At 43.0% G+C, this 12,533-nt stretch carries 11 protein-coding genes and 1 pseudogene; 5 read left to right on the top strand and 7 right to left on the bottom strand.

Annotated elements, in window-relative coordinates:
* Window positions 1-130: 130 nt before the first annotated feature.
* The 7 genes from FNH22_RS31080 to FNH22_RS31055 all read right to left on the bottom strand — a co-directional run bounded on the left by FNH22_RS31080 (window position 131) and on the right by FNH22_RS31055 (window position 7,496).
* Window positions 131-1,447, bottom strand: a complete 1,317-nt coding sequence (locus FNH22_RS31080; protein WP_143402440.1) for a glycoside hydrolase family 76 protein — start codon at window positions 1,445-1,447, stop codon at window positions 131-133.
* Between the two features lie 44 nt (window positions 1,448-1,491).
* The gene (locus FNH22_RS31075) at window positions 1,492-2,934 is read right to left on the bottom strand and encodes a glycoside hydrolase family 125 protein (RefSeq protein WP_143402441.1); all 1,443 of its coding nucleotides are present in this window, start codon (window positions 2,932-2,934) and stop codon (window positions 1,492-1,494) included.
* A gap of 48 nt (window positions 2,935-2,982) precedes the next feature.
* Window positions 2,983-3,522: a glycoside hydrolase domain-containing protein gene (locus tag FNH22_RS32785; RefSeq protein WP_255518204.1), complete on the bottom strand. Its 540-nt coding sequence runs from the start codon at window positions 3,520-3,522 to the stop codon at window positions 2,983-2,985.
* Window positions 3,519-5,165 (bottom strand): GH92 family glycosyl hydrolase, encoded by a 1,647-nt coding sequence (locus FNH22_RS31070; protein WP_255518203.1) that lies wholly within the window; start codon window positions 5,163-5,165, stop codon window positions 3,519-3,521. Before FNH22_RS31070 ends, FNH22_RS32785 begins: the two co-directional genes overlap by 4 nt.
* Before the next feature lie 107 nt (window positions 5,166-5,272).
* The gene (locus FNH22_RS31065) at window positions 5,273-5,485 is read right to left on the bottom strand and encodes a hypothetical protein (RefSeq protein ID WP_143402439.1); all 213 of its coding nucleotides are present in this window, start codon (window positions 5,483-5,485) and stop codon (window positions 5,273-5,275) included.
* Window positions 5,486-5,531: 46 nt separating this feature from the next.
* Window positions 5,532-6,689: a glycoside hydrolase family 76 protein gene (locus tag FNH22_RS31060; protein ID WP_143402438.1), complete on the bottom strand. Its 1,158-nt coding sequence runs from the start codon at window positions 6,687-6,689 to the stop codon at window positions 5,532-5,534.
* A 99-nt stretch (window positions 6,690-6,788) separates the two neighbouring features.
* Window positions 6,789-7,496: a hypothetical protein gene (locus tag FNH22_RS31055; RefSeq protein WP_143402437.1), complete on the bottom strand. Its 708-nt coding sequence runs from the start codon at window positions 7,494-7,496 to the stop codon at window positions 6,789-6,791.
* A gap of 212 nt (window positions 7,497-7,708) precedes the next feature.
* Here FNH22_RS31055 and FNH22_RS31050 point away from each other — a divergent pair, with 212 nt between their 5' ends.
* The 5 genes and pseudogenes from FNH22_RS31050 (at window position 7,709) to FNH22_RS31040 (ending at window position 12,458) form a co-directional block, all read left to right on the top strand.
* Entirely contained in the window at window positions 7,709-8,548 is an 840-nt protein-coding gene (locus FNH22_RS31050) for a hypothetical protein (protein WP_185154521.1), read from the top strand.
* A 33-nt stretch (window positions 8,549-8,581) separates the two neighbouring features.
* The gene (locus FNH22_RS32510) at window positions 8,582-9,316 is read left to right on the top strand and encodes a RagB/SusD family nutrient uptake outer membrane protein (protein WP_221420390.1); all 735 of its coding nucleotides are present in this window, start codon (window positions 8,582-8,584) and stop codon (window positions 9,314-9,316) included.
* Window positions 9,262-10,134: a RagB/SusD family nutrient uptake outer membrane protein gene (locus FNH22_RS32505; protein ID WP_221420389.1), complete on the top strand. Its 873-nt coding sequence runs from the start codon at window positions 9,262-9,264 to the stop codon at window positions 10,132-10,134. Before FNH22_RS32510 ends, FNH22_RS32505 begins: the two co-directional genes overlap by 55 nt.
* Window positions 10,135-10,394: 260 nt before the next feature.
* Window positions 10,395-10,715: pseudogene (locus FNH22_RS32780) on the top strand (glycosyl hydrolase); the annotation flags it as partial.
* A 72-nt stretch (window positions 10,716-10,787) separates the two neighbouring features.
* Complete coding sequence (locus FNH22_RS31040) at window positions 10,788-12,458, top strand: glycosyl hydrolase (protein WP_370513211.1); 1,671 nt, start codon at window positions 10,788-10,790, stop codon at window positions 12,456-12,458.
* Window positions 12,459-12,533 lie beyond the last annotated feature (75 nt).

Genomic DNA, 12,533 nt, shown 5'->3' with positions numbered 1-12,533 from the left:
TCCGCTTAAAAGATGCTCGCTGAACCCCATCTTATCCATCATTCTCCTTAAAAATGCCAAACCTGACCATGCCGTAACTTGCTGTCTACTAAAGCGTATCTCCCAATTCATACCAAAAGATACTCTATTGCTACGCATTAGAAAATCCTATTGCATAATTTGGGATTATAGAGTTACCTGTAAAATCATGATGCTCGTACAAAGTAGCTTGATAACCGCTCTGCACACTAATCGATGACACCTGGTCGTTTGTAATACCCAGTGCCTGTAGCTGATTCAACGTATAGCTGCCTACTCCTATTGGCACTGCGTATCCGCCATTGAAACAATTTTCAAAGACAACCACAGGTGCGGTCGGTGTACTCAAGTTCAGGTCTGCAGCTACTTCCAGCGTCTTGATCCCGCTTAACTGAGCAGACAGCCACACAGAGCTTCCGGCTGTCAAGGTCCAGTCACTACCTATAGTGCCATATGTTCGGTTGAATCCGTTAGTATGTATGGATAAAGCCTGATCTTCCAGTACCGCTTTATAGGCATTTCTTTTAGTTACCGATACGGCAGGTTCTTGTGCAAGTAAGGCCAGGTAACGCACCAATATACCTTTGAACAATGCAGCATCTCCGTCTCCTTCATTTCTAAAAATCCCGTTGGTACTGATCTCTGTAGACTGAATGGCAAAATCTGCCGTAGTAATGGCGTCATTCAGATAGGTAGAGTTATTTGTAGACTGGTACATTTCCAGCGCTGCTCCTATGAATGTGCCATAGTTATAGGTAAACTGCCAGTAATCAATGGAGGAATTCCCTGTACGATTGATTCCGTCATTGATCCTGCCCGAAGGTTCCCGAAGCTTATCTTTAAGCCAGGAGTAGAGGTCTGTAGCCAGGTCAAGTTCCCAGCTATGCCCCCATTTTTGATGCCTCCGGCATGCGTATATAATGGCGGGTGCGTTGGCAGGAGTATTTTTATAGTCCAGTTGCGTTTTTCTCCAGGCGATCCCTCCCCCCTGATTGCTATTTTCTCCCGTTTTGATATCATTCCACAGATTTGTAGACATGGTAAGAAAACCAGCGCTTCCGGTAGCTTCATACGCTCTGAACAAAGATAGGGCTAACCACTGCATATCATCATAGTAGTCATTGTAAACGGAGCCACCGTTATTACTGCTCCAACCATTGACAAGGGTATTCATCCGGGTTACGTACTTGCTGTCATTCGTTCGCAAATAGGCATCTACCAATACATCCAGCGCATGGGCATTCCACCAGTAATGAAAATAGGTGTTGCTCGTTCCGTTTTTCTCGATGTAGTAGGAGCCATTTGATGATCTGAAAGAGTTATGCAGTTTGTCCTGTGCCTGATCAGCCAGGGTGGCATAACTTTCATATTGTGCCATGCCCTCTATGCTCAACATAATTCCAATCAATAGAAGGTAAAGTATTTTCATAATCTTAGTTTTTCGTGTAACATATTTTCAGTCTACACTCCTCATCAAATTGATCTTAGAAGAGCGGGTTTTTCATTGTAGAGTTTCACAATCAACTCTCCGAATAAGGTATTGGCCCAGGCAAACCAGGAACGGGAAAATTTCGAGGCATCATCTTTATGGAAAGTCTCATGCATAAAGCCCTTTCCGGCGTGCGTATTCATGAGCAATTTGATGCAGAATACAATTTCGTCATCGTCGGTACTCGTCATCGCTCTCAGGATAATGCCCATTGGCCAGATCGTGTCTTTCCCGGCGTGAGGGCCACCCTGTCCTTCCCCGGCTTTGCCTTTGAAGTAATAGGGATTATCATCACTCAAAAGGTATTTTCGGGTATTTTGATAGACCGTTTCATTGTAGTGTTCAGGTTTCAATAAATACCGGGTAGCCACCAGTGACGGAATATTCGGATCATCGATGAAGACTTTATTGCCAAAACCATCTACTTCGTAAGCGTAGATCTTGCCATAATTCAAATGTTCTGAGATCGCATAGGTTTCTATGGCCGCCTTCACTTCATCTGAAAAATCAGCGCATTCCCGGCTAAAAGCAGTATCACCAATGGCTTCTTTATAGATCTCGCTAAGTTCTGTAAGGGCTTGTACGGCAAAAAGATTGGAAGGGACCAGGAAAGGGTACATGGTACCATCGTCAGAGGGGCGGAAAATACAGGCAATGAGACCTACCGGCTTTATAGGCCTTCCGGTGCCTCTGAATGGTTCGCCAACTGAAGTATTCCATCGTTCCCTTTCAAAACTGTAAGGCGATGTACCGTCCTTGCGCTGCTCTGTTCTTAAAGTCTGAACAGCCAGCTTGGAAGCCTTTTTCCATTCCTCATCAAAAACAGTCGTGTCACCTGTTTCTTTATAATAGCCATAAGCCAGGCGAATGGCATAGCATAGCGAATCTATCTCCCATTTGCGTTCATGTACACCGGGTTTCGGTTTTGGCTTATCGTCTTTCCATTCGGTTTCTTTATTGACATCCTTGAAAAATGCATTTGCGTAAGGGTCCAGCAAGATACATTTGGTTTGACGGTTGATAAGACCTTTAAAAAGGTTTTTCAACTGGTCATCCTGGGTAACCAATGGTAAATAAGGCCATACCTGGGCCGTAGAATCGCGCAACCACATGGCATCAATATCACCGGTAATGATAAACGCATCCGGTTTGCCATCGATCATTTCATAATCCACTGTGGTATCCAGTGTATTGGGAAAGCAGTTCTCAAACATCCATGACAGTTCTGGGTTTGAAATCCCTTTTTTGACTTTCTTAATAGTCTTCTCTACCGCCTTGCTCGTGAAAGTCCGATCTCCCGGCACGGGTCGGTTAGAAGTGTATGTGTCATTGTCCGAACCGATAGCCCAGGCTGGCGTATCGGCCAACATGGCCATTGCAGCAGTGGCGGCGGCAGTTTTTTTAATAAATAGTCTTCTGTTATCCATGTCTTTTTGATTGCGTTCAGTTTCTAATTTATACAAAAATGTGCTTGGTTATTTTTCTGTGAAAATTTCAATGTTAGCACCCTGAGTAAACCATTCATGCGGAATAAAGTACTCCGGATGCGTCTTTCCATTCACCTGTATTTCTTTAAGAGCCCGCTCCTCACCTAAATGTACTATGGACAGTTTTTTAACTTCGGAAGATTCCCAGACCACTTTATCAAATACAGGGACTGTGACAATGTACTCATCATTAGCGGATGAAAAAGGATATAGCCCTGCAGCGCTGAATACATACCACGCTGACATTTCTCCTGCATCGTCCATACCACATAGCGCAAGCCCCGTTTCCCCGACACCATACATGTCATTCAAAATTCTATCAATGATCTGCTGGGATTTCTCCGGCCTACCAATAAAGTGATAGGAAAACGGCGCCTCATGATCCGGTTGGTTGCCATGGCAGTATTGCCCTATAAAACCTGACACGTTTCGAGCTATATACTTTGGGTCCCATGGAACGGTAAACAAAGAATCCAGCCTGGCTTCAAAACGCCCGGGACCACCATACGCTTCAATCAACCCTGTCATATCATGCGGAGCAAAAAAGGAAACCTGCCCCAGGCGTTGGCCTCCCGATACATATATTCGTAGTAAGGGTATTGGGGATTGAAATCACCTACCCATCTGCCATCCTCCAGCCGCCCTCTCATGAAGCCTGTTACAGGGTCAAATACATTCTTATAGTTTTTTGATCGTTCTGCAAATAGCTGATGACTGGCGGAATCACCCAGGGCCTTTGCCAAAAGAGAAAGAGCGTAATCATCGTAGGCATATTCCAGCGTTTTTGAAACGCCTGCTTTGGCCTTTGTCTCAACATCAGGTGAACTCACTGCGGGTGTAGAGATATAGCCTTTTTCGATATATTCTAAAATATGTGGCCTTGTTCCACCTTCTTTAGTGGCATTGTTGAGCAACAATTCATAAGTTGCTCTTACATCGAAATCGCTGATGCCCCTTAGATAAGCCCCGGTAATAAAGACTGCTGCATGATCTCCGTGAAAGAAAGTCGGGATGAATCCTGTATTGCCTCCTATATCATGTAACGATTTGATCACATCAACGGTAACATCCGGTGAAAGGATAGACAATAACACCAACTTATTTCTGAAAGTATCCCAAAGAGATGGCTTCGTATAATAGCGAAAACCTTTATTCTGTATCTCTCCTTTTACATCCCGGTACTCACCGTTAATATCACTTCTCAATACCGGCCAAAGAAAAGCCCTGTACAGCGAGCTGTAGAAGAGTTCCGTTTGTTTCCTGGTCCCACCCGACACTTGTATTCTGGACAGGAGTTGCTCCCATTGCCGGGTTGCCTCATCCCGGACTTCTTCAAATGTCTTATGGAATAGTTCATGCTCCAAATTCTGCCTGGCATTTGACATGCTTACAAAAGACAAGCCTATTTTCATGGATACCGGGTCATTTACGCCATCCTCTATACTTATCACAGTGCTTCCGTCTGTCGTTCCTTCAGCATATAAATCAATTTCCGTAATATGTTTGTCGAGTAACGCATAAAAATATATTGTCTCTCCCGGCACTTCCTGAAAACCTTGTAACGCATTGGGGCCTACTCTTTCCACAGTCCAGTTAAGTACATGCTGGTTGGCTTTACCCAGATCAAAAAGGACCTTCCTGTCCATTCCCGAAGCATACTGGTAATGATGAAAACCGGCCCTGAGTGTTGAAGTAAGCTTCACCCGGATGTTATCATCTTCCAGCAGCACTTCATAGAAACCCGGCGCTGAAGATTCTGTCGAATGTGAAAACTTCGAGCCGTATGTCCCATTGGGTCGAGTGCTTCCGGAAATGGGTAGTACCGGTATATTGCATAGATTCCAGTGCCCTTTATTGGTATGGGTAAAGGCATGTATTAACTTGTCTTCATACTCATACCCCGCACCAGACCCAAATTCAGTGATAGGACTAAGCTGCACCATCGCGTTGGGTAAGGAAACACCCGGGTAAGTAAGCCCCGCCCATACCCGCCAGTTTTTTGGTGGAGTATACCCGATCAGTTCCGGGTCGGTGAGCGGTGCTGTACCTATAAAGGTGTTAACGTAACCAGTCAGATCTTCTGACACATTTTTCTCAATGTCCTTTTTTGAACATGTAACTGTTAGCATAGCCAACAGAAGTATTGCCACTGCATTTCTAAAAAAACTCATAAGTCTCAACTCAAAAAATCAGATTTCTATTGATATCCTTTCATGGTTACATAGCCAGCCAATCGTTATATCCACAGTCCTATATGCCCCACATCAGGTCCATTATTTTAAGTAATTAATTTGCTCGCCATCATTTTGCCGAGGTCCGCAAGAAATACTTTGCCCATTGCGAATGTATTTTTACAATACCCTTTCAAATGCTCAACTACTTCATGTTTTTCAATATCCGGATCGTTATTCTCCAGGGCTATATTGAATAGTTTGGCAGGAAAGAGCCGGCTAAACGTAACAGTAGCCGCTCCTTCCTTATTATTTTCCAACAGGTCGATCTAACCAACACGGCAGGCTTACCGACGGGCTATTACGCTACTCATCAAATACGTTATTTTGATCAAGTAAAGCTACAGCTTCCATGAGCATCATTCCACTCAACTGAGTGGAAAAGTCAACCAACCCATCCGGTGTCCTCCTCCAATCAGGACCGCATAACATGGATGGTCTGGCCAATCCTTTCTCATAAAAAGTTTCTGCATTGAATCTGAAAAAATCAATGAATGATTTTCTTTTGCTTTCACTCAACTCCGGTAACAAGATCAGACGAGTAAAATATCTTACCAAAATTCCTTTGAATAAACCTCCGTCTCCCTGTCCTTCCGACCGAAGTAAACCTTCCGTGGTCAGTTGGGGGCTTGTCATCATACTTGTTGCGCTTCTCACAGCATCATCCAGATAAGCATTATCTTCTGTTACCTGATAAAGCTCCATAGCAGCTCCTACCCAGGTCCCAATATTGTAGGTGAAGACCCATTCCTTTTTGATGGTCACCTCTCCATCCACAAGATCGATATGATCCCAAACAAGGCCGGTTGTAGGATCTACCAACGTGCTTTTTTGCCAGGCATAAATATCTTTCGCCCACTGAAGGTAATCTTCATTTTTTTCAATGTCGTAAAGCCTCAGGCCCAGAATTGCCACCGGAGCATTGGATACGGCATTTTTACTATTGGGTGTATTCGTCTTCCAGGTGATACCCCCTCCGTACAGGTCACTCCAGCTTTTTAATATTTCTGTCCAAAGCTCTTTGGAAACATTAAGGTAGTAGGCGTCATCAGTGGCTTTGAAGGCGTTGGTACAAGCAATGGCCAGCCATACCATATCATCATTAAATTCATTGTGAAATGTATTATTATTCTTTGTATAAATACCTTCAACAAGCGCCTTCACCCTGGATACATACACTCCATCATCAGTCCGAAGATATCCATCAACCAATACATCTACCGCATGGGCATTCCACCAATAGTTGAAAGCCTCATCCCCCTGATCATCTTTCCTAAAAGTACCGTCAGGTGTCAGGTAAGTGGTGTAGGCAGCTTCCTGCATGGAATCTGCCGTAGCCGACCATGTGTATTCGATCTCTGTGCGGGCAGTTGGGTCCCGTAACGGGCCGAGGTCTTCATCTTCACACGCACTGCAAAGCATTAGTATAGAAAAAACAAGTATATAAATATCTGAAAACTTCATTTATCCGGTCTTTTAAATTAGTAATGTGATGAGTGAATGTTCATTCGAATGTAAAGAGACTTCCAAATGAACATTCAAACCAGCTAATGTGAATCTCACTTATTGAGGCTCTACAATATGTGTATACTCCGGTACAGACGTATTATAGATAATAGATACGTCAGCGTTACTATTGTCAACAGGTGTAGCAAACTTGAAACAGTTGTTCCAATAATCATCTGTAACAGGTACCATGTACCAAAATGCATCCGGTGTATTGTCATCCGGACGTGAATTGTCTCCATTAACGCTTCCGAACCACTCATAAAATGTTTCCTCCTCCTGGTCCAATGTAAACCTGAACTTATACCGTTCGTCACGTCCCCATGACTCTTGCTTGAATTCAATAGGTGTATCTTCTATCTTCCAGGTGCCATCGCCTACATAAGGCAAGCTAAACAGGAACGATCCCTGTGGAGGGAACCAAAGTTCTATAAGATCTATGGTGGCAATCTCAGTAGTTCCGTTACTAAAATCTACCCGGATCCTGTATACTTTTTCGTCATCGGTCACTTCCGTAGTACCATTGGCTTTCAGTTTTTCTCCCTCAATGTAGTAGGTATCAGGTTCACCGGAATTACGCTCAGCCAAGTAGTAACTCCCGGGCTTCAGTGAGGTATATATCTCAAACGTATTAACGCTCGTCTTTTTCATCAGTAAACCATCCGCGAGGTTATCGCCTGCCTCTGTAGCAGTACCTACCAGGTAAAGCTCATCCGGTGGAGGAAAACCGGCAGGGCGTTCAACCTCAAATACCCTTGAGGTCATAGAAGGCTGTGTATTGATCCCTTTAGAACTTAGTACTGTCCAATTTAATTTACCTGTGCCTTCGGGCTGAATTCCAGCCAGAATGGCGATCTTATTCAGTTCGGAAAAAGACAGATGGACTTTTATATGGTATTGATATACCGATTCAGTCAGGTTTTAACAACATTACCTCAAATATTGGTGAATTCAATTTTTGGGGGCATGAGTTCTCGGTGCTATCCAGAAATTTAACCGGCAAATTAAAGTGGAATACAAACTTTAATATTTCTTTTGATAGAAACAAAGTAATCAAGCTTGGTACAAATGATGCGCCTATTGGTGGTTATAATTTGTTCTGGGATGATAATAGAACTGCGGTAGGAAATCCCATTGGCCTGTTTTATGGCTATATAAATACAGGGGTTTATATGACTCAGGAAGAGTTCGATACACAGCCAGTTGGTGCTACTTCAATGGTTGGAACAACAAGATTTGCCGATATCAGTGGCCCGGATGGAGTACCCGATGGTATCATCGATGCCCATGACAGAACTTACATAGGGGACCCAAATCCTGATTTTATTTATGGCATCACCAACAATTTAAGTTACGGGAATTTTGATTTAAGTATTGTAATGGCAGGGACCGTCGGGAATGATATTTCAGATAATCAATATCAATCATCCGAGAATTTTGACGGTGTATTTAACATTAGAAAAGGATACGCGGACAGATGGAGGTCTCTTGAAAATCCGGGAAGCGGTCATTATCCAAGAACCAGGGCCGGCACTACCGCCGATTATCGCAATTTTACTGACAGGCAAGTCTTTAAAGGCACTTACCTTGCAGTAAAAAACATTACCCTTGCATACAATATCCCACTGCCGGAGAATAAGTTCATAACAAAAGCAAGAGTAAACATTAGCATCCGGAACCCATTTATATTCACTAAATATCCGGGAATGAACCCCGAAGTTGGAATCTCTGGTCTGAATGGCTTGAATCAGGGTCGCGATTTCACATCTTATCCTATTGCAAGGATTTACACATTGGGATTGAATGTGAGCTTCTAACCAACCTTCAGTTAAAATTAAAGAGACAACATCATGAAAAATAGATTTATATACACATTTTTGGTTTTGATGGCCTTAAGTGCCTGTGGCGATGACTTTTTGGATTTGGCTCCGGAGACTTCCATAAGTTCGGCTTCATTTTTTAAAAACGAAGATCAGTTTAATCAAGCGCTGATTGGGGCCTATTCTAACTTACGCGGGGTTGCTTTCATGGGCATTTACATGGATGAAATGCGGTCTGACAATACTTTCTTCACAAGATATGCCGCCGATAGAGGTACCGAACTAGATGTTGAGGCCATGGCTTCATTTTTAGATGATAGGTTTTCAAGTGCGCAAAGAAATAGCCCTGGAAACAGATATGGCAATGCCTACCAGGGAATTGCGAAAACCAATACAATTCTCAGTCAGTTGAAAACTAATGACGCAGGAATGGATCAGGCATCTATTGATGCCATAACAGGAGAAGCCTCATTTCTTAGAGCTTTTTATTATTTTGACTTAGTACAACACTTTGGAGGCGTCCCCCTGCAAATTGAGGAGATAAGGTCCGAGGAGGATGCTTTTCTTCCAAAAAGTTCTGTAGATGAGGTCTATGCCCGGATTATTTCAGATTTAGAAAATGCCATACCCAAACTTTCCGTACCGACATCATTTCCACAATCTGGTCGGGCGACAAAGGGGGCCGCAAAAATGCTCTTAGCATATCATATATGTCTAAACCTTCGCCGGATTATGCAAAAGCCGAAGCTGAGCTCATTGATATAACGAATATGAATTATGCACTAATCGATGACTATGCTGATGTATTTGATCCTGCTATGAAAAACAATCAGGAGTCTATTTTTGAGGTACAATATAAGGCAGGAAACGAAGGTCAACAGAGTGATTTCATTTGGCGGTTTATTCCAAAGACTACCAATACAGAAGCCATATTGGGATTACGAGGTACTAATTTAAGGGGAAGTCTTAGCAGTGGAGGATGGAATGTTCCAACTCAGGAATTAGTGGATTCCTATGAAATGGGTGATCTCAGGCTGCCAGCCTCCATAGCCATTGCAGAGGGAACACAGGAAGGTGATGCTTTTAATACTGAAAGGGTTGTGAGTCCTGTAGGATATACCCCCGACCCTGGCAAAGTCTATTATTATTTTATCAAAAAATATCTTCATCCACCTTATGCCATAGAATGGAATACAGATGACAACTGGCCAGTATACCGATATTCGGGCGCATTGCTTTTATTAGCTGAATGCCTGGTAAAGCAAGACAAGAATGGGGAAGCCCTTCCATATATAAATCAGGTACGGACAAGGGCAGGTCTGCCTTCTCTTGCCAGTGTCACATTTGAGGATGTTGCTTCGGAAATGCGCCATGAATTAGCTTTCGAGAATCATCGTTGGACGGATTTGCTACGATATGGCACTGCTATAGAAACAATGAATGCGGAAGGTGACAGATTAAAAGAACTATATGGGTGGTTATTACCAATATCTTTTAATGTAACGAAGAACCGACTAATCTATGCCATACCTGATCGCGAGATTCTGATAAATGACAATTTGGTACAGAACCCTGATTATTAGTCTAAATTTTAGGCATAGGATAATGTTCAAAACCTCGAGGCTATTTTTATAAAGTGGATGTATAACCGATTAAATTACCAATGAAAAGAAGAGATTTTGTTAAAAATAGCCTCGCTACTACGTCAGGCGTGTTTTTTGTTAATTCAGTCTTAGGAAATGTAAATCCTGTCCTGAAAACGGATAATGTTGATGAGCTTTTTAGCGGATTTCAGGATCCTCCGATTGATTCTCGTCTTTTTGTGCGCTGATGGTGGAACGGTAACAGGCTTGAGAAACAAGAAATTTTGCGTGAACTGGATGTGATGAAAACGGCTGGGATCGGAGGTGTTGAAATTAATCCCATTGCTTTCCCCGGAGACACAGACCCTATGGGAGTCAAAGTGTTAACCATTTTTGAAGATGATTGGCTGGATATGCTGCAAACAGCGCTCCGGGGGGCAAAAGACCGTGGAATGGTTTGTGATATGATCGTGGGTTCAGGTTGGCCATTTGGTGGTGAATTTCTAAAGAAAGATGAGCAGTCACAAATGGTGACTATTGAGACCATCGATCTAAGCGGAGGGAAAAAATACAATTTCAAGGTGAAAGACCTGCTGGATAAGGTAGATCCCAGCCTTCATTCAAAAAACAAAACCGTTTATAAGGACTTGTTAATGGCAAGGTTGCTTCCAAAAAACTCAAATGAATTTGTGGAAGGAAAAGACCTGATGAACGGCCTTAATAATAAAGGTTTTGAAGAACTGTCCATTCATGTTCCGGAGGGTAGTTATGTGCTGTACTATGTGGTGAAGCTCACCGGATACATGGCGGTAATAAACGGCGCACCTGGTGCTGCGGGACCAGTGTTAAACCATTACAGCAAAGTAGCCACGGAAGGGTATTTGAACAGGATCTCTAATTTCATTACCGGAAAGATCGGGAATATGGGTGACCATATCAGGGCCATGTTTTGTGATAGCATGGAACTGGAAGGCGCCAACTGGAATGATGATCTCCCTAATGAATTTGAAAAAAGAAGGGGGTATTCATTGTTGCCCTACCTCCCTTTTGTACTTAAAAAAGTCGGGCATATGGGAAACCCTCTCAATGAGGAGTACGGAACAACATTCTCAGAAGAGGTAACGGAAATAATAAAACGGGTAGATCTGGACTTTTACTATATCCGAATTGAGCTTTTTAAAGAACGCTTTATAGACACCTTCAACGACTGGTGCCACAATAATAATGTAAAATCCCGCATGCAGGCTTATGGCCGTGGTATGCATCCGCTTGAAGCAAGTATGGAAATTGATATTCCTGAGTGTGAAACGTGGTTGTTTAAAGACGTAGGAAGAGAATATCCGGATACCGGATTAGCAGGCCGGGGACCCAGGATGTGTAATAAATATGTTTCCTCCGGAGCTGTACTTGCAGGAAAAAAGATTGTGAGCTGCGAGGAGATCACCAATACGGCAATGGCGTTTATGGCCACCCTGGAAAATATTAAAATTGCCGGTGATCAAAGTAATATATCAGGGGTCAACCACTCCATATTGCACGGTTTTAATTATTCGCCCCCTGAAGCAGAATTTCCTGGCTGGATCCGTTACGGGGCCTATTTTAACGAACGCAATACCTGGTGGCCTCATTTTAGAAAGTGGGCAGATTACAAAGCCCGTATTTCCTACCTGCTGCAAAATGCTACTCCACAGGCCAATGTGGCTATTCTTCAACCCCTCACAGACCTATGGCTAAAAAAGGGGCCACAGCGTGACCCATTCCCGCAAAAATGGTATCCTGACTATCAGAATAACCTGTGGGAAGCCATACATCAGAACGGAGGTGGCTGCGATTATGTTAGTGAAAATATTATCAAAAATTCAACTTTCAAAAAAGGGAGGATGGTGTATAACGGTCGTTCTTATCACACCCTTCTTTTACCGGAAATTGAGACATTGGATTTAGAAACAACTCAATCCCTGGCTGCTTTTGCAAAGGCCGGAGGCAAAATAGTCTTTATCGGAAAAAGGCCTTTTAAATCTCCTTCTTACAAAAATGGAGAAGACAGGGATGCGATGGTGGAGAAAATAATAAACGATTTGGTAAGCCGTCCCAATGGGAACGTCATCGAGTATCCTTCACCCCGGGAAGGTGTAATTGATTGGTACGGAAAATTGCAAGTTAAACTAGGGATAAAACCCTATGTCAGATTCGACAAAACACACAAATTCTTGAGCCAATCGAATTACCAAATTGGAAAGAATAGTTTGTTTTTTATCGCAAACACCAGTTTGTCTGTATCCATCCGAAGAACCCATCTGTTGATTTTGGTGATGGCATCTTAACTTAGCGGGTATTTTTCCAGTTGTTGGGTAAAAGTTGATAGAGGTCCTTGCGTTTGTGGGACTGCACCCTGGTCA

The sequence above is a fragment of the Fulvivirga sp. M361 genome, assembly GCF_007097395.1.
In the GTDB taxonomy this organism is placed as follows: Bacteria; Bacteroidota; Bacteroidia; order Cytophagales; family Cyclobacteriaceae; genus Fulvivirga.
Note: the sequence above shows the minus strand (reverse complement) of the source record. Positions and strands in the feature narration are given on the sequence as shown.